General features: G+C 42.8%; 16 protein-coding genes. 11 read left to right on the top strand and 5 right to left on the bottom strand.

Going from position 1 to position 20,276, the window contains the following annotated elements; all coding sequences use genetic code 11:
- Nucleotides 1-126: 126 nt before the first annotated feature.
- Both JMW90_RS05595 and ispH read right to left on the bottom strand, forming a co-directional pair.
- Nucleotides 127-942 (bottom strand): thioesterase family protein, encoded by an 816-nt coding sequence (locus JMW90_RS05595; RefSeq protein ID WP_201562073.1) that lies wholly within the window; start codon nucleotides 940-942, stop codon nucleotides 127-129.
- 511 nt (nucleotides 943-1,453) lie between these two features.
- A complete protein-coding gene (ispH, locus tag JMW90_RS05590; protein ID WP_201562072.1) occupies nucleotides 1,454-2,410 on the bottom strand; it encodes a 4-hydroxy-3-methylbut-2-enyl diphosphate reductase in 957 nt (318 codons plus the stop codon).
- 254 nt (nucleotides 2,411-2,664) lie between these two features.
- Between ispH and gmk the strand changes: the two genes are divergently transcribed.
- From gmk to JMW90_RS05560, 6 genes are all read left to right on the top strand, one after another.
- Nucleotides 2,665-3,291 carry a guanylate kinase gene (gene gmk, locus JMW90_RS05585; RefSeq protein WP_201551565.1) on the top strand — a complete coding sequence of 209 codons (627 nt, stop codon included), beginning with the start codon at nucleotides 2,665-2,667 and terminating at the stop codon, nucleotides 3,289-3,291.
- A 173-nt stretch (nucleotides 3,292-3,464) separates the two neighbouring features.
- Entirely contained in the window at nucleotides 3,465-3,725 is a 261-nt protein-coding gene (rpoZ, locus tag JMW90_RS05580; RefSeq protein ID WP_201551567.1) for a DNA-directed RNA polymerase subunit omega, read from the top strand.
- A 398-nt stretch (nucleotides 3,726-4,123) separates the two neighbouring features.
- Nucleotides 4,124-6,310, top strand: a complete 2,187-nt coding sequence (locus JMW90_RS05575; RefSeq protein ID WP_201562071.1) for a RelA/SpoT family protein — start codon at nucleotides 4,124-4,126, stop codon at nucleotides 6,308-6,310.
- A 299-nt stretch (nucleotides 6,311-6,609) separates the two neighbouring features.
- A complete protein-coding gene (locus JMW90_RS05570; protein ID WP_201562070.1) occupies nucleotides 6,610-6,990 on the top strand; it encodes a RidA family protein in 381 nt (126 codons plus the stop codon).
- A 135-nt stretch (nucleotides 6,991-7,125) separates the two neighbouring features.
- The gene (locus JMW90_RS05565; protein WP_201562069.1) at nucleotides 7,126-9,435 is read left to right on the top strand and encodes a primosomal protein N'; all 2,310 of its coding nucleotides are present in this window, start codon (nucleotides 7,126-7,128) and stop codon (nucleotides 9,433-9,435) included.
- A 265-nt stretch (nucleotides 9,436-9,700) separates the two neighbouring features.
- On the top strand, nucleotides 9,701-10,882 hold the full coding sequence (locus JMW90_RS05560; RefSeq protein WP_227691870.1) for a cation diffusion facilitator family transporter: 1,182 nt from the start codon (nucleotides 9,701-9,703) through the stop codon (nucleotides 10,880-10,882).
- Between the two features lie 52 nt (nucleotides 10,883-10,934).
- Here the strand turns inward: JMW90_RS05560 and JMW90_RS05555 are convergent, their stop codons facing one another.
- Nucleotides 10,935-11,168, bottom strand: a complete 234-nt coding sequence (locus tag JMW90_RS05555; RefSeq protein WP_201562068.1) for a hypothetical protein — start codon at nucleotides 11,166-11,168, stop codon at nucleotides 10,935-10,937.
- Here JMW90_RS05555 and JMW90_RS05550 point away from each other — a divergent pair.
- Together JMW90_RS05550 and JMW90_RS05545 are read left to right on the top strand one after the other, a co-directional pair.
- Complete coding sequence (locus tag JMW90_RS05550) at nucleotides 11,167-11,871, top strand: hypothetical protein (RefSeq protein WP_201562067.1); 705 nt, start codon at nucleotides 11,167-11,169, stop codon at nucleotides 11,869-11,871. The two genes, JMW90_RS05555 and JMW90_RS05550, sit on opposite strands and share 2 nt — an antisense overlap.
- 74 nt (nucleotides 11,872-11,945) lie before the next feature.
- Entirely contained in the window at nucleotides 11,946-13,832 is a 1,887-nt protein-coding gene (locus JMW90_RS05545) for a monovalent cation:proton antiporter-2 (CPA2) family protein (RefSeq protein ID WP_201562066.1), read from the top strand.
- Between the two features lie 13 nt (nucleotides 13,833-13,845).
- On the opposite strand, the gene JMW90_RS05540 is transcribed toward JMW90_RS05545, so the two are convergent.
- Entirely contained in the window at nucleotides 13,846-14,775 is a 930-nt protein-coding gene (locus JMW90_RS05540) for a DUF2628 domain-containing protein (protein WP_201562065.1), read from the bottom strand.
- 376 nt (nucleotides 14,776-15,151) lie between these two features.
- On the opposite strand from JMW90_RS05540, the gene trmB reads away from it, so the two are divergent.
- The 3 genes from trmB (at nucleotide 15,152) to JMW90_RS05525 (ending at nucleotide 19,221) form a co-directional block, all read left to right on the top strand.
- Nucleotides 15,152-16,012 carry a tRNA (guanosine(46)-N7)-methyltransferase TrmB gene (trmB, locus tag JMW90_RS05535; RefSeq protein ID WP_201562064.1) on the top strand — a complete coding sequence of 287 codons (861 nt, stop codon included), beginning with the start codon at nucleotides 15,152-15,154 and terminating at the stop codon, nucleotides 16,010-16,012.
- A gap of 1,024 nt (nucleotides 16,013-17,036) precedes the next feature.
- The gene (gene recA, locus JMW90_RS05530) at nucleotides 17,037-18,095 is read left to right on the top strand and encodes a recombinase RecA (protein WP_201562063.1); all 1,059 of its coding nucleotides are present in this window, start codon (nucleotides 17,037-17,039) and stop codon (nucleotides 18,093-18,095) included.
- 40 nt (nucleotides 18,096-18,135) lie between these two features.
- Entirely contained in the window at nucleotides 18,136-19,221 is a 1,086-nt protein-coding gene (locus JMW90_RS05525) for a regulatory protein RecX (RefSeq protein WP_201562062.1), read from the top strand.
- 120 nt (nucleotides 19,222-19,341) lie between these two features.
- Here the strand turns inward: JMW90_RS05525 and JMW90_RS05520 are convergent, their stop codons facing one another.
- Nucleotides 19,342-20,058, bottom strand: a complete 717-nt coding sequence (locus JMW90_RS05520; protein WP_201562061.1) for a YidB family protein — start codon at nucleotides 20,056-20,058, stop codon at nucleotides 19,342-19,344.
- Nucleotides 20,059-20,276: the final 218 nt, after the last annotated feature.

Below are 20,276 nucleotides of genomic sequence, written 5' to 3'. Positions count from 1 at the left end.
TTTGTATAATTAATTAATTACATGCTTTGGTTTGGTTTTTCAGAACCACCTATATTATTTGACTCATCCAAATGGTTTTCATTCATAGGGCAATTTCCGACAAGACCCACTAAATACATCTTTACATTAGATCGGCATCGGACGAATGGTCAAAATTTGCTCACTGCGACCAAAAGGTCCTTGCGTATCATGTAATATCGCACTGCTAACGCCTATTCCATCAGTACCGTACTGCTGCACCGCTTCAATGCCAAGCCAGCGACCTTGCGGCGCGCGGTGCATATGAATTTGCAAATCAGTATTCGGAAACATCCACTCCAATTTTGCCAACCCCAGTCCAAGTCTTGGTACAACCCCGTTGGCGGTATCCGCCATGCCCAATAAATGCACCATATCATGGGTAGGCACACCCTCTACCATATCGATATCGTTGGTCATCCATACCATACCTTTACCAGGACGACGGTCAGGTTCAGCGACTAGACGTACGGTCTCAATAAAACCGCCGGGCCAGCCTTTCATACCATCCCAAACGGGTAACGCTTCAGGCTTATGCATGGATTTTTGATCCTCAAGCCCTGCAATGACACTGGTATCTTGAGTAATAAGGCGCCATGCACGCGCAATGATGGCATCGCGACCACGACTGCTCATCACCGCTTCGATAAGCTCAATGGTTCTACCCGGACGAATACATCGCGTGGTGACAGTAAAATCATCGAGCGGTATCAGTCCTAAAATATCCAAGCTGATACGAGCAATACGCATATTTTCTTGTGGTACAAAACTTTGTAGTTCAGCAGTGAGCAAGCCAGTGGCTGGCGCCATATGTTGCTCATGCTCGTTCCAAGCACCTTGTGCGTGCTTGGTTGGCTGATAATAAGCAACACTGCTACCATCTGCTTGCTGCTCACGTTTTATAAAGGTGTAATAAGCTGACATGAATGTCCTCGAATGCTTTTTAAAATATATGAATTATGTATAAAAGAGTTACGCTCAGAATAGCACTATGCTGGGATAAATTTCTCTCGCTTGCTGTGCGCTTAGCACTCCAGAGGCTTCGTAAAATTTATCCCAGCAGTACTGTGTTCTTTTTAAATTGAATCGACTATATATGAATTATGTATAAAAGTAGGCCTTCTTTATTTATCGCATAAGGGCTTGTTCAGCGCATGAGGGCTTGTTTTTGCACCGTCAGCAGCGTGCGGCTTTTGGCCATTATAAATAATAGAAAAACCATAACAGCAATAAGCGCGCCATATAACAGACTGTAGTCTCTCATAAACTGGGTTGCATTTAACATCAGCATCCCTATCAGGATGACAATCGTAAATGTATTGATCTTTAATTGCTTGTTGATCTCATCAAGACTGGCTTATGCCAACACAAATCTTTTTTTCTGATTTTTCATTTTACGTCACCTATCTAACGCTATATATAAAGCTCTCTTATTTTACTTGCCAACTTGCGTCATTGGAATCCGTAAGGCTTTTGGCAAGCTAAAGGTAACATTTTCCTCAATACCTGACAGCTCGCTTGGCAAATCGCCACCCCACTCTTGCAGCTGCTGTAGCACCTCTTGAATCAATACTTCAGGCGCTGAAGCACCAGCAGTCACGCCTACACTTTGTATACCATCAAACCAGCTTTTATTCATTTCAGTGGCATCATCAATCAAATAAGCACAGCAATTCATGCGCTCTGCCAATTCCCGCAAACGATTAGAGTTTGATGAGTTGGGTGAGCCAACCACCAAAACCACCTCACAGCGACTGGCCAAATCTTTGACCGCATCCTGACGGTTTTGGGTGGCATAACAGATATCGTCTTTACGCGGACCTTGGATATGCGGGAATTTTTCTCTCAGCGCATCGATCACGCGAGCGGTATCATCCATCGATAAAGTCGTTTGGGTCACAAATGCCAAACGCTCAGCATCTTGTACGCTCAAAGCTTCGACATCGGTCTCGTTTTCGACCAGATGAATCTGTCCACCATGACGGTGGTTAAAGCGTCCCATAGTGCCTTCTACTTCAGGATGTCCCGCATGTCCAATCAATACCGCATCCATACCATCCTGCGCAAACTTAGCGACTTCGATATGCACTTTAGTAACCAAAGGACAAGTGGCATCAAACACCGTCAAATCACGGCGCTCTGCCTCATCTTCAACGGCTTTTGAAACCCCATGAGCGGAAAAGATAACAATAGAGCCGTCCGGTACTTCATGCAGCTCTTCGACAAAAACAGCGCCGCGGTTGGCAAGATCTGAGACCACGAATTTATTGTGTACCACTTCGTGACGGACATAAATAGGTGGCTCAAAACGTAACAGTGCTTCGTTGACAATCGCAATCGCGCGATCCACACCAGCACAAAATCCACGTGGATTGGCAAGATAAATTTGCATAAGAAGGCCTATCATTAGATAATTTATATAAAAGCCTAGGCTTAAAGCTTAAGCCACCGAAACTTTTATTCAAAAGTTGGGATAAAATCAATAGCCTACTTTAGCATAATTTGCTTTTAAAGCAGTTTATAATGAGGCATCGATTAATATTTTTACCACCATAGATGATGGTGTTTTTTCTTTTTACCAGCCTTTTATATTAATTCGAATACTTTTATTTATTTATCAAGACACAATTCACTAGGACACACTGTATGACAGGTTCATTATTTATTATCACTGCCGCCTCAGGTACGGGCAAGACCTCACTGGTAAAGCAACTACTTGCCACCACCAATGACTTGACTGTCAGTGTTTCACACACCACACGCACGCCGCGCCCAGGCGAGATTGATGGTCATCATTATCATTTTACTGACGTCGATAATTTTGTGACCGCTGTGGCTGAAAATAAGTTTTTAGAACACGCTGAAGTGTTTGGCAATTACTACGGCACCTCAGAGCGAAGTGTGCGCACGCAGTTAGAAGCAGGCGTTGATGTTATCTTAGAGATTGATTGGCAAGGGGCGCTACAAGTCAAAAAGATATTTAACGATGCGACGATGGTTTTTATTTTACCACCGAGCCTCTCAACTTTACGCCAACGCCTATCGACGCGTGGGCAAGATACTGTGGAAGTGATAGAACAGCGTCTTGCCGGCGCAGTGAATGAAATGGCACAGTACGTCAATTCTGACTATGTCATTATCAACGACAGTTTTGAGGTCGCTTTGACTGAGCTAAAGGCCATTATCGTCGCGGACAGACAAACCCTTAGTCGTCAACAGCAGCGTTATCATCGCACCATTACCAACTTGCTAAATAATAAAGCAGAAGATTAAGTCACGCAGCCACTGTTATTCTCGGCTCATTCAGCAACTAGACATAAAAAGCAATTACGCGCACAGGCAAAAATGCTATAATGCCTAGCTATCACCCTTTATATTTTTGATATTATTTTTATTGAGTGGCGGGCAGAGTCCGTTACTAATAAAAACAACCGAGGTAGCTATTTATGGCACGAGTGACGATTGAAGATTGTTTGAATAATGTTGATAATCGCTTTGAGCTGGTTTTAGTCGCAAGCAAGCGCGCCCGTCAGTTGGCCAAAGGTATTGCTGAGCCGCTGGTTGACGTCGATAACGACAAGCCAACCGTATTGGCATTACGTGAAATTGCTGCGGGCAAAATCACCCGCGATATCCTAAACCAGCCAGAGCATAATTTTGCTACTAGCTCGATGGATTTAGCATTATCAGGCGATCACAGCTTTTAATAAAACGTCTCGATAAAGTCTATTATATAAAAAACCTAAAGCGCCTAACGGTTTTACAAAATACATAGACAGATCGACTGACGATAGAGACCACAGCATAGGCTGTGGTTTTTTGGTTGTAATGATACTGCCTTTACTGTTTTAGTAACCTCTCAGCACTTAAAACATACCATTGAGTGAGAATTTCTTGATTTTTGCAGTACCTACTCCCTTAGCGGTTGACATTGAAGGCGATTTGCGATTAATTAGAGGGCGGTCTACCCGTTTTTCAGCTTTCTTTTTTTAAGCCTTTTATAGCAGGTCAACATTTATTTACTCAGTCATTTTTCACCTTGATAGATTCTTTATCTTAATAAATAGTCAGGTAAGCCGGTAATGGAAAATAGGATCGTTACTTTATGAGTCAAACCTTACCCAAACTCAGTCATCCTTTAGTCGATGACGCTCAATACAATCTAATACGTTCAGTAGGTTATCTCACTGCCGCTGAGCGTCGTGATATTATTGATGCCTGTGAGTTCGGTGATATTGCGCATATCAAAGACAAGCGCAAATCAGGAGAGCCTTATATCACCCATCCGATTGCAGTCGCCGAGATATTGGCCGGCTTTCGCTTGGATCGAGATACGGTCATTGCGGCAATTTTGCATGATACGGTTGAAGATACGGAAGTGAGCGATGAGCAGATTGAGATGCGTTATGGCAAAGTGGTTGCTAAATTGGTCGATGGGGTTACCAAATTAAAGTCGTCAACGCATAATAAACAAGAAAATAAAGCGGCGACCTTTCATAAAATCTTGACGGCTACCCTCGCCGACCCGCGGGTATTGATTATTAAGCTTGCTGACCGTTTGCACAATATGTCGACACTAGATGCCGTACGTCCTGAAAAACAACGCACTACGGCGCAAGAAACCTTGGATTTTTATGTCCCGTTTGCACGGCTCATGGGTCTAAATGACATTGCTGATTATATTGAAGTGCTTTGTTATCGTAACCTTGATTCTGAGATGTATAACAAGATCTCTGATAAACTGCTACAACATGGGCTCGGGCGTAATTTTCAGAGAGAAGCTATTCATCGCTACTTAAGTATTGTTCTAAACAATCTCGAGCTTGATGGCATGGTCAAAGTCTTAGACAATCGCGTGGTCATCTTTCGGCAATTTTTCCGTAATCGCGGCGAGATTAATGCACTGTTACGCCATTATGCGTTTGAAATTGTGCTTGATAATATCGAAGCTTGCGACAAGCTTGCTTATTATCTGATTAAAAAATATCAAATTGATGACAGCCATATCGCAGATAATATTCGCAGACCTTTGCCTGGTGGTAATCAGTCGCTTACCCTTATCTATGAGCGCGACAATGATTTTGTCAAAGTGACGATTTTGACCAAGCAGATGCAAAGCGCGGCAAGGCTTGGGGTCATTGGTGCAGAACATGCCTCTGATGTCAGTCAATCAGTGATTCAGGCGTCATTGCGCAATATGAAAGATTTGGTCGATGAAGACTGCTTAAACCAAGGCAACCCTGACTTTGCCACAGCGGTTTCTACTATTAACGAGCTAATGGACTATCTGCACTCTAGCAAAATCATTTGTTATAGCCCGAAAGGTCGTGCTTATGAATTGCCGCAAGGGGCAACCGCGCTAGATTTTGCCTATGCCGTTGGTCCTATGGTCGGCAATGTCGCGGTTGGGGCGAATATCGATAACAAACCTGCTAAGCTTGGCACTGTTGTTCAAAATGGACAATTGGTTGAAATTGAAGTAAATAGTCATTCTGAACCAAAAGCGGAATGGCTTGGATTTGTGGTGACCAATAAAGCCCGTGTAGAGATTTTGCGTTGGTTCAAAGACTTATCTGCCGCTGACAAGCAACACCATGGCAGGCAAGCATTAGATCGCGCCCTAAAGACTTATCAAAAAAGCTTGGATGACTTAACCGATAGTGACTGGAAAAACCTCACTGAATGGCGCGGACTGACCGAAAAATCGGCGTTATTTGAACAAATAAGTTCTGGTACGCTATTACCGCAACTCGTGGTCACACGTTTGTTTAGCGATGAAGTCAGTGATATCCAATCGCAAGAACGTATTGATGATATGACCCAACCGCAGCAACTTATCGTCAATGCCTCAGGCGTTGAGCTTGATTTTGCCAATTGTTGTCACCCTATTTATGGTGATCCTATCGTCGGACATTTATCTCGTCATGGTCTGGTCGTACATCGACATAAGTGCTTTTCATTAGACGATATTCGTAAAGACAATCCTTATCAAGTCATCCAACTGCGCTGGCGCAATGATAAAGCCATCAAGCAAAGTGATTCAGAAGATCATGATAACAAAATTCGTTTTCCTGCTTACTTAAAATTGTCTGTAGCGCTGAGCGATGAGCAAATCAGTAAAGTGATTTATAATCTGCGGCAGTTAAATATAGGGGTTGAAAAGGTCGATGTGCGTAGCAGTGATACCATCATTCAAATTGTGGTTCGCAGTCGCAATCACTTAGCGCAAGGTATTCGTGAACTACGCTCGTTACTTGGTTTCCCAAATATCATGCGCTTATATCAGCTATAAATACTTTTATAATTGTAACTGTTAAACCTATGTTTTTTAAGGAATTACCAAAAAAAATAGTCAAGATACCTTAAAAACGCGATGGTACTGCTGGTACAAATTTTTTGCAGCCTCTGTCTGCGTAGGCACAGCAAGCAAGGAAAATTGATACCAGCCGTACATAATGTGTCGATATTACTTTTCATTGCCTATATCATTTCGAACTTCGTAAAACTTTCAATCGTGCTAAACGCTCCTAGTAATCTCTTAGCAAATCGCTTTAGCACATCAAACGCCCAAAAATATGATAAGGATATATTATGACCCGTCAAATCATCCAAACTGATAAAGCCCCTGCAGCCGTTGGCACTTATTCGCAAGCCGTAAAAGTGGGCAACACTGTCTATATTTCAGGTCAGTTAGGTTTTGATCCTAAAACCATGGTGCTAAAAGAAGGTTTTGATGCGCAAGCGAAGCAAGTGTTTGAAAACATCAAAGCTATCTGTGAAGCTGCTGGTGGCAGCTTAAATGACGTGGTTAAATTTAATGTATCACTAACTGATTTAAATGATTTTGCAGCATTAAACGAAGTATTTATTGCCAATTTGACCGAACCTTATCCCGCCCGTGCAGCCGTCCAAGTAGCAGCATTGCCTAAAGGCGGCGTGGTCGAGATTGAGTCTATTCTATATATTGAATAAGTCTGATGGACAATCTGACGTAAATAATATTATTTTTCATTGAATCAAAATAAGCTTAGCTTCATGCTAAGCTTATTCGTCTCTACTTCTTTATTTTGATTTCACATTAACCCAATCATATTGCGAAGCCTTTTTATGTTGGTACAAGTTGCTCTGCCCGTACCCCTTTATCGGGTGTTTGACTATAGCCTACCGGCAGATATGAGTGATTTGCCAAATGCTTCGTCAAATAATAGCTCAACACAACTACCGCAAATTGGCAGTCGTGTTGAAGTATCATTTGGTCGTCAGACCTTAATCGGAATCGTAATCGCTCATATTGCTCAAGCGGATAGCAGCGTACCCATTAAGAAGCTTAAACCCATTAATAAGTGCTTAGATGCTGAATCTATTTTAGATGACAGTATGCTAAAGCTTGCCTACTGGCTGGCGCGTTATTATCACTATCCCCTTGGGGATGTCTTATCTGTCATCTTGCCTACTTTGGTACGTCAAGGTAAACCGCTAGATTTGCTCATTACCCATTGGCGCATTTTGCCACATATCACTGATGATGACTTTCGCGCCAATGCAAAAAAGCAAAAGCAGCAGTTCGATATGCTAAAGCTCCATGGTCAGCACGGCGCTAGTGAAGATATTCTGTTATTAGAAGGTATGCAGCGTACATTTTTAAAAGCACTTGAAGAAAAAGGACTTATTGAGCGCTATATTCAGCCGAAACAAGCACCTACTCCTGTTAGATTAGCAAAAATGCCACTTGATCTCAATGATGAGCAGCAGCTTGCCGTAGCAGCGATTGTTGCTGCGCATGAAGCCAAACGCTACACAGGCTTTTTATTAAATGGTATTACCGGTAGTGGCAAGACTGAGGTCTATTTACAAGCCATGCAGGCAGTATTAGAGGCTGGTAAGCAAGTGCTTATTTTAGTGCCTGAGATTGGGCTAACGCCGCAGACGCGCGCGCGTTTTGCCAGTCGCTTTGCGGCGCATATCGTCTTACTACATTCAGGGATGAATAATACCTATCGTTTGCAAGGCTGGCAAGATTGCCGAACTGGTCACGCGCAAATCATTATTGGTACGCGCTCAGCAGTACTTTATCCCTTTGCAAATTTAGGCTTGATTGTCGTTGACGAGGCACACGACGGTTCTTATAAGCAGCAGGATACCTTGCGCTATCATGCCGCTGATGTCGCACTATATCGCGGACTGCAAGCTAAAATACCAGTCGTCCTTGGTACGGCTACCCCTTCTCTTGAGCATCTAAAATTGGTCGATGAAGGCAAGCTAATAGAATGCCTATTATCGACGCGTCCTGGCAATGCGAAAATTGCGAAAATGCAGCTCATCGATGCACGCCTGCAAAGTACCCATCAGCAAACACAAGATGATGGCGCGCGCTATGATACCGGACTGACGGATGCGCTTATCGGCGCCATAAGGCAAACCCTAGAAGCTGGCGATCAGGTTTTGATATTCTTAAACCGTCGTGGCTATGCGCCAGTCTTATTGTGCGAGGCGTGTGGCTGGCAGGCAGATTGTCCACGTTGTGATGCGCATTTAACCGTGCATTATAATAACCAAGCCCAGCGGAGCAATTATTCGAGCAACTCTTATTTGAAATGCCATCATTGTGATTGGCAAGCCTATATTCCGACTGTATGCCCTGATTGCGGCAGCCAAAACCTAGATGCCAAAGGTATGGGCACGACAAGGCTCAGCGAAAATTTGCATGCTATCTTTGCCAATCCACAAACCAGTAAAGCACTTTACCCCATTATTCAAATTGATCGCGATACCACAAGGCGTAGAGACAGCTGGGAAAATATCTATCAGCGTATCAATGAAGGCAAACCTGCCATATTGGTCGGTACGCAAATGGTTGCCAAAGGTCATCATTTTCCCAATGTCACGCTCGTTTGCTTACCCAATGCTGATCGCGGCTTTTTGTCCGCAGACTTTCGCTCACCAGAGCATACCGCCCAATTGATGATTCAAGTGGCAGGGCGCGCAGGACGCGGTGATAAAGCAGGACGTGTCTTGATTCAAACGCTGCAACCGGACAATGAGTTATTGTTGAAATTGGTGAAAGATGGTTACTTATCATTTGCGCGCCAGCTATTACAAGAACGCAAGATGATGGGATTACCCCCTCATAGTCATGCCGCGCTGATACGCTGTGAAGGTAAAACCCTTGCTGCCACGACGCAAGCACTCAAAGATGCCATTGCCAATTTACCAAATGGGCATAATCTGGCTGTTCTTGGTCCTATCGACGCACCAATGAGTAAAAAGAATAGCCGCTATCATGCCCAGCTTTTGCTATTGGCCAAAGATCGCCGACAATTACACCATGTATTGAGCCAGTGGTGGCAACCCGTACTTGCTTTGCCAAGCGCTAAGTACCTTAAACTTACTTTAGATATTGATCCTGTGGGCTGGTAGCCTAAATACCATGAATTAGTGTCACCATTTGATATCAGAAAAAATTGATAATATACTTCTTTTATTTCAAATGAACATGCCGCTATTATTTTTACTTCGTTATCACAGCTTCTAATATTGGACTATGATAAGTTTATAACTATGGTAAATTCATAATAGTAAATTCATAACAGTAACTTGATTGTTGTAATCCAAAATCTATCACTACTCTGTACAGAGTAAATATTCATCATTAAACCCACTATCAGCAAAATTGAGTGTTGTTATGAATCCAAACCGTCCAAACCCTAAAAAAAGCGACCATGCTCATCAGAGTATATCGGCTGATACGCATGGACACGTTCAGGAAGGTAAGGAAAGTAATGATACTTATAAGAATCAAGACAGTCACGATCATGATGAACATCTAGAGCACACAGTCGCCCGGCGAGATACCAAAGGCTATCAGCGCACGTTACTTATAAGCTTTTTGATTATCACAGGCTATATGTTCATTGAAGCAATCGGTGGTTGGCTCACCGGCAGTTTAGCGCTATTGTCCGATGCCGGTCACATGTTAAGTGATGCGATAGCACTTGGCGCAACTTTAATGGCATTCAAAATTGGCGAAAAAGCAGCCACTCATCAAAAAACCTTTGGCTATAAACGCTTTGAGATTTTAGTCGCGTCGGTCAATGGGGCTACGCTTGTCATTATTGCGCTAATGATTTTTTATGAGGCCATTAAACGCTTTAATTCGCCACCTGAAATTGCTACCCAAGGTATGCTGATCGTTGCCACTATCGGTATGCTGGTGAATATCTTGGTTGCATTGCTTATGCACCGAGGTAGCCGTAGTGGCGATACTCACGGTCATGATCATGGAGCCAATCAAAGTACAGAAACAGTCAAAACATCGGAGGACAAAGAGCCCGTCAATCTCAATATGCAAAGTGCTTATTTGCACGTATTAAGTGATTTAATGGGTTCAGTGGCTGCCATTATCGCCGCGTTACTCATGATGAGCTTTGGCTGGGTATGGGCAGATGCGGTAGCGTCCGTAATTGTTGCGATACTTATTTTATTTAGTGGTTACCGTGTCGTACGGGATTCTGTACATATTTTAATGGAAGGCACACCAGAAGGCATATCTCTAGGCAATGTTGAGGAAAAAATAGTTGCCCACCCGCAGGTGCAAAAAATACATGACTTACACGTTTGGAGTATTACCAGTGGTTTAAATGCCTTATCTTGTCATATGGTCGTCGATGGTGAAATGAGCATTCGTGAATCCAGTATATTGATTGGCAATCTAGAACAAAGCCTGCTTGAGCTCGGCATCCATCATGCGACTATTCAGGTTGAAAGCTCATCACACCCACAAACCAAGACCCATAGCGATTCCCTCGTTTGTAATATCTCAGAGCAAGCTGTTGAGGGCAATAGCCATATTGGTCACAATCACTAAAATAGCCTATCACTGAGAAAATCTGGTATAAAAATAAAATGCTGCCTGCAATCTAGACCTCATTAGTTATTTGATTATCGTCAATTGTTAATGGCGTGCAATCAAAACATAAAAATGCCACAGCGTGAGCCATATTAAACATATCAATATCACGCCAATTTTTATCGATGTAATCGCCTGTTAAAAATGATGAGAAATTTAGCCTCGCTGTCATATTTTTAATATAAATTCTGTATACTGAAAACTGAACCGCCCAATTTGCCACCAATGGATGATCTTCTGCCATGTCTAGACGCTCAGCGCCATTTGTTGCCCCAAGCTATATCGATGACCCGATTTCAAAGGATGGCAAAAAACACGCCAAGGTTTTATTATCGACGCTGCAAGAAGACATTGCTCGCTTTCGAGACGCGCAGTTTCCACCTGATATCTTACGTCAAATTCGTGACATGCCTATTTATGAAGGTAACTTAGCAGAAGTCCAAGCCTATCAGCAACGTTGGCACAATTTACTTGAGCGCGCCATGAGCTTTTATCCTGCTGCCAATCTGCCGCCTGACTATTTGCCACTGCCTGCCAGCCTTGAGATACCGCAGTTTATATATCATGTGCAGCGCCTACATCTGACCAAAACCCATGCCAAAGAATCAAAAAGCTTTGGCTCGGTCGGTGCCCTTACGGATAAATGCGGCGATTATAGCGCTGATGATATGGCACGTATGACAGCCGCGTTTGATAATGATGAGGACGCGCGTTTGGTCGCGCACCGTGAGTTTATTGATTTGCGTGCTTATATATTTTGCCGAGATAATAAGGGCGAGATGCTAGAGCCTGAGCGGGTACGATTTTATCGCACTGGACTTATTGTCCATGCCCTACCCGATTTTAAAATCGTAGACAGTCGGCAAACACCGCGTAAGCGCCGTAACGATGCCTACAGTAATCCGTTGGCAGATAATGGCGTGTGGAAAATTTATCGTAAAAAATAACGATCATCAAGCTATTTTATATTTGTAATAATGCTGTTGTACTGCCCATTTATCATCATTGCTAAGGATTCCAAATGCTCGCTGCCGCCGCCGGCTCACCAAATTTGATGTTACAAGCGACAATTTTCTTAGGAGCAGCCCTGCTCTTTGTACCCCTTGGTAAACGTTTTGGTATTGCGACGGTTTTAGGTTATCTCATCACAGGATTGATATTGGGTCCAAGCGTACTCGATGTAGCAGGCGATGCTGAGAGCTTATTGCATTTTTCTGAGTTTGGCGTGGTGATGCTACTATTCATCATCGGACTTGAGCTTCAGCCATCAAGGCTCTGGGCGCTCAGGCGCTCAATATTCGTCCTTGGCGGTTTGCAAGTTGGTTTGACTGGTGTCTTATTGATGGGGGTGTTACATCAGATTTTTGGCTTACAGCTCGATACTGCCTTTATCGTCGGCTTCGGTCTTGCCCTCTCATCCACTGCTTTTGTCCTGCAAATACTGACTGAAAAACAGCAGCTGTCGAGCACTCATGGCCGCGAAGCCTTTACGATTTTATTGTTCCAAGACATTGCGGTTATCCCTTTACTGGCAGTCATTCCATTTTTGTCAGGGGTGCGCGAACAAAGCTATAATTTGGTTTATTTTGGTAAAGTTTTTGCGGTTTTTGCTGGGCTTATTTTTGCCAGTCGCTATGTTGTTCGTCCATTTTTCAAATTTGTCGCCTCAAGTGGCGCCTCAGAATTACTAACGGCAGTCGCGCTATTTATCGTGATGGGCGTGTCGATTTTGATGGGTCAAATCGGGCTCTCAATGGCGTTGGGCGCATTTTTAACCGGCGTGTTATTGGCGGATTCTGAATACCGCCATGAGCTTGAGGCCAGTATCGAGCCTTTTAAAGGTTTGTTATTAGGGCTGTTCTTTATGTCGGTTGGTATGCTGACCGATGTGAAGTTAATATTAGCAAAGCCCATCTTTATCATCGGCTGTGCAATGGTATTGATGTTTATCAAGTTCGGAGTGATTACAGCGATTGCAAAAATCTCTGGTAATCGTTGGCCGACCAGTATCAGGTTGGGTGTGACACTGGCTCAAGGTGGTGAATTTGCTTTTGTCTTATTCAGTGTGGCGAGCGCCCAAAACGTCTTACAGCCTGAGCTTGCCAATACGCTAAACCTGATCGTCACCATCTCTATGGCACTCACTCCTTTCGCATTCTTATTATTAGAAAAAGTCGGCGAGCCGTTATTTGCCAAAAGCAAACCAAGTCGCGAGTACGATACGATTCCAGATCACGAGCATCAGGTTATTATTGCTGGTTTTGGGCGAGTCGGTCAGATTATCGGTCGTGTACTACGTATGCACAATATTGAGTTTACAGCGATTGAACGCTCGGCAAACCGCGTTGATTTTGTTCGTAAGTTCGGTAACCAAGTCTATTATGGTGACCCAAAAAACCCTGAAATATTACGTGCGGCAGGTATCAAAAAAGCGCGTGTCTTTATTCTTGCCATCGATGATTTAGATCGTTCTATCACCACGGCTCAGTATTTACGTAAAAACTATCCAGATTTGATTGTCTTGGCACGTGCGCGTGATCGCCAGCATTACTACCGATTGCGTGAAGTTGGCGTTCGTCACATTTGGCGTGAGACGTATTTGTCATCGCTAGATATGTCGCGTGAGTCATTACAACTGCTCGGTATCTCAGCAGAAAAAGCACGCGAAACGGTACAAACCTTCCGCGATTATGATGATGATTTGATCGAACGCCAGCAAGCTATTTATGATGATGAAGCCAGTATGATTGAATCTACTCAATCATCGATGGCGGAACTTGAAAGCTTATTTGATGAAGATATTGGCAAAGCACGTAAAATGGATTTGAGCGATTTTTATGAAGCGCTAAAAAGCCAAGCCATACCAGTCGATGATGAAGATAATAGTACGACTGAATCTAAACATTAATTGCAATAAAGCGCTAGTTCGCATTACAATTATCAGGCGCTTGCTTTTTATTTAATGAGCTTATGCAGTCCCAATCATCACTGTTTGGCAGATGATAAAAGACCAGTGTCTGTTCATTGAGATAGCGTATGGGGAACTTAACATTTTGAATGGTGGCAATGACTGCACAATCAGTTTGCGCAACGCCAGCGGCGCTACGGTCGACCTCAATACGCACCTGTTCAGTACCGGTATCAATAGGCAGGTTCAGCGGACACTGTCCTGTTTGCCGATACGCTAGCGCCACATGGTTTTGTGTGGTTTTGACGGTATCATAAGCATCAAACAGCACCTCGTTTTCTTTTGGTTTGGCAATAATGGGTAAAAACTGTACTTTGATTACCATTAATATAAAAGCAAAAAATCCAAAACCCCACCCCAGCCCAAATACGCTAACCCCACCCTCTTGGCGTAGATGCGCTTGTTGCAAGCGCTCATCTTGTGGATAGTCATTGATCGCATCGGCAATCTCGCGCCGCGCCATCCGGTAGTAATAAGCGTCCGTCCAGCGTGCCACCATAAACGACCAAAAGACCCAAATCAGCGCCGTAATGCCAACACGTATCGGCATCTGATCAGCATCGGCAATATAAGGCATTACTAAGAACTCAACCGCCACCAATATCAGCGCAACATTAAGCTGAATAAAAGACCATCCTGCCACGCTGTAGACCAGTGCATCCATATAACGCTTACGATAAAGTAGCCATGGAAAAGTCACAAAAAATGCTGCCCAATGCCATTTTGGCGACAGATGGCCTTGCTCATCAAATTGCTCAAAGCGTTTCAGATAGTAGCGCTGGCTACGATGACCGATAAACCATTTGTCCAACTGCGTGCGTCTAGCAGGGCTCAGTTTGTCTTGATAAAAAGGGGGCGGCGAATCCGTCTCAATAAATAACATAGTGATAAGCCTTACAGGCGATTAAGAAGACATTTAACTTAACTATAGTTGATCCACTTTTAAAAGAGCACAGCACTCGTGGGATTAATTATTTGCAGCCTCTGTCTGCATAAGCACAGCAAGCAAGCAAGCAAGCAAGCAAAATTAATCCCAGTAGTGATTTACAGCATATGTATTTCTTTTATTTAGGACTGACCATATCCTGATTATATAATAACGCTAACAGCCCCAAATAGGACAGCAAAACGATATAAAAACCTCACTATTAAACTTACTGACACGCAAGGATTATTAAAAAAGTATTGTTCATTCACAGCCGTATAGATTTCACTTATAATAAGCGCACACCACCCATTTATTAAGCCTTGTTAATCTTATGAGTCAACATCCTGATATCAATACTAACATCGACGCTGTCATTGACGCTATCATTGGCGACAGTAGCCCTACCAATGAGCAAGCACCTCTCGATACCAATTCGGTCATTGGAAATGATACCATCGATACAGCAGCCACGTCTGACGACAGTAAACATATTCGTATCGTCAATACCTTTATGAAACGACGCACCCATATGAATAAAAATGCCGAACTGGCATTGACGGCGCCTGAGTTTGCGCATTACTTGGTCAATAATAGCTTTGGTGACGGCAACCTTGAAGGCATTAACGATTTGCGCGCGCTGTTTGCTCACTTACCAAACGGCAGTGAGGCACCCTTGACTCTTGAGATTGGTTTTGGACTTGGTGATTCGTTTATCGAGATGGCAGCAGCCGAGCCAAGTCGTAATTTTGTTGGCATTGAAGTCCATGAGCCAGGTATTGGTAAATGCGCTTATATGGCAGGTACTCAAAATTTGAGTAATGTCAAAATCATCAATGGTGATGCTATTCAATTACTCAAGCAATTACCAGAAAACCATATCGACCGTATCCAGCTCTACTTTCCCGACCCATGGCAGAAAAAGCGCCACCACAAACGCCGCTTTGTCAGCCCTGAGCGCATGGCCATTGTCACTCGCAGCTTAAAGCAAGGCGGCTGGTTCCATACAGCCACTGACTGGGAACATTATGCCTTTTGGATGGTAGAAGTGTTGGATGGTTTTGCCGGGCTCACCAATCAAGCAGGTGCAGGAAAATTCACTGACCGCCCTGACTTTCGTCCGATGACAAAATTTGAGCGCCGCGGTCTAGCAAGCGGACATGGGGTTTGGGATTTAATCTATCTAAAAGACTAACACCAAACGCATTACGTTGGCTTCCCCTAAAGCAGCTAAGATACTTATCAATATCTTAGCTGCTTTTTTATACCTGTCAGTCTTCAAACCTTTTACTTATAAGGGTTAAAGACTGATAGAGCCTACTTTAAATGCCTTCAATAAGTACCAAAAGTATTTAACTCGAAAAAAAATCTATCAATACAGATGTGAAACATAAGCGTCTCCAATACTAAAATACCGCTAAATTTAAACTTGCAAAATCAGAAATAGCCAAATTTTATGAATTAAGTGATAACCTTTATTTGCGCAAGCATTGATACTATAAGGGTTTGGTGAGTTCTCCCCATAAGCTGTGGATAACCCTGTGTATAAGTCGCTACTTGACAAGCATATCCCCAGATAGCTTAAAGGCTTAGGTAAAATCGTTCATTTTTTGTACAATTTAAAAAGCGATTAAAATCAATAATTTAATCGATATTTCAAAGCAAAATAATTTATTTTTAATATTTTTAATATTGATTTTATCTTACCGAATGTTTCACACCGGCTAACTAAAATCCATTTATTTATTGTGGACAACTCCTGAACCTATTGACAAATAACATCATTATCAAGTCCGAATAATGAATGGAACACATGTCACTTTAGACAAATTTGATGTTTATACTAGACGACATTCACTGTCGTCTAGTATGCAGTGATGGTCAATATCGACCTTGGATTTTGTTATAATTACCTTATCTAATAAACAATGATATAGCGTTGAAATAAATAAAAAGTGAATGAAAGATAGCAGAGTCATTATGAGCTCTATTAGAAATTATGAACTTTTTTTTGCTTTTATCAGCATTCCGTTTTACTGTATAGTGGCGTGATATGTTCGCTATTACTGTCTATCAACCTTATCTTTCTATTCACTCTACCCTTGTTTAAAAAGTACTATTATGTATGATGATATTATCGTCAATAGCCTTTAAAAGCCGTTCTTTATAGCGGCAATACCTATTCTTATAAATGAACGATCAATCACAAGGAGTCCTGTATGGACGACAATAAAGCCAAAGCCCTTAAAGCTGCGCTAGCCCAAATCGAGAAGCAATTTGGTAAAAATACCATCATGCATTTGGGTGACGATTCAGCAGCACTTGATGTCGATGTGGTCTCTACTGGTTCGTTAGGTCTAGATATCGCGCTTGGTATTGGCGGTCTGCCAAAAGGTCGTATCGTCGAGATTTATGGTCCTGAAAGCTCAGGTAAAACGACGATGACCTTGCAAGCCATTGCAGAGTGCCAAAAACAAGGTGGTGTCTGTGCCTTTATCGATGCTGAGCACGCACTAGATCCAGTCTATGCACGCAAGCTTGGCGTGAATACGGATGACTTGCTGCTCTCACAGCCTGATAATGGCGAGCAAGCGCTTGAGATTACCGATATGTTGGTACGTTCAGGGGCGATCGATATGATCGTTATTGACTCGGTTGCCGCTTTGACACCGCGTGCCGAGATTGAAGGCGAGATGGGCGATTCACATATGGGTCTACAAGCACGTCTTATGAGCCAAGCCTTACGCAAGATTACTGGTAACGCCAAACGCTCAAACTGTATGGTGTTATTTATTAACCAAATCCGTATGAAAATTGGTGTTATGTTCGGTAGTCCTGAGACCACAACCGGTGGTAACGCGCTTAAATTTTACGCTTCTGTGCGTATGGATATTCGCCGTATCGGTGCAGTCAAAAATGGCGATGAAATCATCGGTAACCAAACTCGCGTGAAAGTTATCAAAAACAAAATGGCACCACCATTTCGTCAAGCTGAGTTTGAGATTACTTACGGTGAAGGCACCAACCATTTAGCCGAAGTGATTGATTTAGGTGTTGAGATTGGTGCGGTTGGTAAAGCCGGCTCTTGGTACAGCTATGGTGATGAAAAAATCGGTCAAGGTAAAGCAAATTCTGTACTGTTCTTAAAAGAGAACCCTGCTATTGCTGAAGAGATAGAAGCCAAAATCCGTGCTGAAAAACTTGGCATAAAGGATGATAGCAAAGCAGCAGTCGTAGCTGAGACTAATGAAGAACAAGCCTCTGAACCTGTACAATAACGGTTTATTTTCGAATCATTATCCGTCGCTATGATGTATTATGAAAATTAAAACATTAGCTGAAATACTTGCTGAGTCGGATACCGACTCAGCAAGTCATACCCATGCCAATCAAAAAAATACGGCTAAGCATGCGTATAAAGACAAGCCTAAAAGCGCCAGTAAAACTGGCAAACGTTTGACCCGTTTAACTCAAGATCAATCTTCCTATCACAACTCTATAGATAATGTAGAATCAGAAGATACCCCTCTAGAAAAACCCTCCAAATCCAAAAAACGTAAAAAACGCTTTCATCCGGCGGCTACTTTTGCTGCCGAGTCTAGTAACGTGCCGGATTATGTAGCACCTGCTGCGCAAAGTATTAAAGATATGCTCGCAGAAGTTAAACAGGCGGTTCATGACAATGAAGAATATAGCGCCTCTATTAATGAAACTGGCATTGACTCAGCTTGTATAAACTCACAACAAGCATTTCAATCGGTAGCTGCTCATGATAGTGAGGCAGACAACCAAAACAGCCAAATCGACAATCTACCAGCAGCTCTAAAGGCATATTTGCGCACGCCTGAGCAGCGGCAAGCAGAAGTCGATGCCATTAAAGCAGAAAGTCGTTTGCGTTGGCTGGCATTTTATTATTTGTCACGCCGCGAATATGGCAAGGCTGAGCTAAAACAAAAGCTACTTGATAAAGAACAAGAGGCGGATAAAATTGATGCCCTACTTGATGAGTTCGAAGAAAAAGGCTATCAAAGTGACTATCGCACCACTCTGATGCTGATTCGGGAAAATATTAGAAAAGGACGTGGTAGAGGTCGTATTAAGCAGGAATTCTATCGAAAAAAGATTGTCATGCCAGACAATATCGATGAGCTTATCGATATGGCTAATACAGAATCCGAAGAGTTTAGCGAATTTATCGATGACAGCGCAGACAATTTAGTCGAAGGTATAGACTGGCTCAAATTAGCGGTGAGCGCTCGTACTAGAAAATACGGTGATAGCATACCTGTCGAACAAAAAGACAAAGCAAGGCAGCTGCGCTTTTTGCAATATCGTGGCTTTAATACCGATATTTGCTTTGCCGCATTAAACTATACATTAGATACTTTAGATGAGCGTTTTTAGTGGCTCATAAATTATTAATTTTAATCCTAATCTACATCATTTATTGCCATATTCTAGACACAAAAAAGAGCATATAAATATGCTCTTTTTCTATTTTTAGTAGTATAAATAATAACCTGACTATTTTAATGCAGTTAGACGGTTTGATAGCTGACTAATAATTTGATCAATCTCTTCATTGGCTTCAGGTTCATTATCCAAGTTACCATTGGGGGTCAACTGGTTCACAACTTCAGGTAGCAGCTCAGCCAAACCTTGGCGAACCTCTGTCTCATTAGCGCCTGTATGCGCAGCGACTTGCTGAATTTCACTATCATCAAACAAACGATTGATATCATTGGGATCAAGATTGTCATTAGGCTCGTTATTGTTTAACCAAGAGCGCGCTTGCTTTTCATAACCCATACCCGTAATTTTCGATAAAGCCCCACTCAATCCACCATTGCGTTTAATCCAGCTTAATACCATAGGCATAAGGGCAGCGATGAGCATGCCTTTACCGCCGAAGCCGCCTCTCGTTGTTTGACCACCGAGCACATTACCTAAAATATCACCAAGACCGCCGGAACCTGAGCTCATACCACCGCGCTGCTTGCCACCTGTTAGCCCACCGATAATATCGTCTAAACCAAAACCATTGTCTGCTGAGCGGCGCTCATACTGTTGCGGATTATAGCCTGCTGACTGATTGCCACCGCCAAGTACGCTGCCCAATATATCACCGAGTCCACCAGTACGACGTGGGTTGATACGTTGATTAACAGGGTTGCGCTGCGCGTCTTCTGGATCCATTGCACTGCGTGCCACTTGACTGACTAAATTCCCTAGTAGACTCATAATTTTATCCTTTTTATTATAATAAGATGTGTCGTGACAAGGCTTGATGTAGAAAAGTAATGACTGCTACCTCTCTTGATCTGCTAGATATCGCAAGCCAATCTGTCACGAGGCATCCTAATATAGCAAATCTATTTGTCTGATTAGATAGACATTTTGTTATGAGATGTAGTAAATAATTTAGAATAACACGATGAAACAGATAAATAGTTACAATA

This window comes from Psychrobacter glacincola (assembly GCF_904846215.1).
Taxonomy (GTDB): Bacteria; Pseudomonadota; Gammaproteobacteria; order Pseudomonadales; family Moraxellaceae; genus Psychrobacter; species Psychrobacter glacincola.
Note: the sequence above shows the minus strand (reverse complement) of the source record. Positions and strands in the feature narration are given on the sequence as shown.

Coding starts and splice junctions, on each gene's coding strand:
- JMW90_RS05595 (WP_201562073.1), bottom strand. CDS start 942: ATGTCAGCTTATTACACCTTTATAAAACGTGAGCAGCAAGCAGATGGT.
- ispH (WP_201562072.1), bottom strand. CDS start 2,410: ATGCAAATTTATCTTGCCAATCCACGTGGATTTTGTGCTGGTGTGGAT.
- gmk (WP_201551565.1), top strand. CDS start 2,665: ATGACAGGTTCATTATTTATTATCACTGCCGCCTCAGGTACGGGCAAG.
- rpoZ (WP_201551567.1), top strand. CDS start 3,465: ATGGCACGAGTGACGATTGAAGATTGTTTGAATAATGTTGATAATCGC.
- JMW90_RS05575 (WP_201562071.1), top strand. CDS start 4,124: ATGAGTCAAACCTTACCCAAACTCAGTCATCCTTTAGTCGATGACGCT.
- JMW90_RS05570 (WP_201562070.1), top strand. CDS start 6,610: ATGACCCGTCAAATCATCCAAACTGATAAAGCCCCTGCAGCCGTTGGC.
- JMW90_RS05565 (WP_201562069.1), top strand. CDS start 7,126: ATGTTGGTACAAGTTGCTCTGCCCGTACCCCTTTATCGGGTGTTTGAC.
- JMW90_RS05560 (WP_227691870.1), top strand. CDS start 9,701: ATGAATCCAAACCGTCCAAACCCTAAAAAAAGCGACCATGCTCATCAG.
- JMW90_RS05550 (WP_201562067.1), top strand. CDS start 11,167: ATGTCTAGACGCTCAGCGCCATTTGTTGCCCCAAGCTATATCGATGAC.
- JMW90_RS05555 (WP_201562068.1), bottom strand. CDS start 11,168: ATGGCAGAAGATCATCCATTGGTGGCAAATTGGGCGGTTCAGTTTTCA.
- JMW90_RS05545 (WP_201562066.1), top strand. CDS start 11,946: ATGCTCGCTGCCGCCGCCGGCTCACCAAATTTGATGTTACAAGCGACA.
- JMW90_RS05540 (WP_201562065.1), bottom strand. CDS start 14,775: ATGTTATTTATTGAGACGGATTCGCCGCCCCCTTTTTATCAAGACAAA.
- trmB (WP_201562064.1), top strand. CDS start 15,152: ATGAGTCAACATCCTGATATCAATACTAACATCGACGCTGTCATTGAC.
- recA (WP_201562063.1), top strand. CDS start 17,037: ATGGACGACAATAAAGCCAAAGCCCTTAAAGCTGCGCTAGCCCAAATC.
- JMW90_RS05525 (WP_201562062.1), top strand. CDS start 18,136: ATGAAAATTAAAACATTAGCTGAAATACTTGCTGAGTCGGATACCGAC.
- JMW90_RS05520 (WP_201562061.1), bottom strand. CDS start 20,058: ATGAGTCTACTAGGGAATTTAGTCAGTCAAGTGGCACGCAGTGCAATG.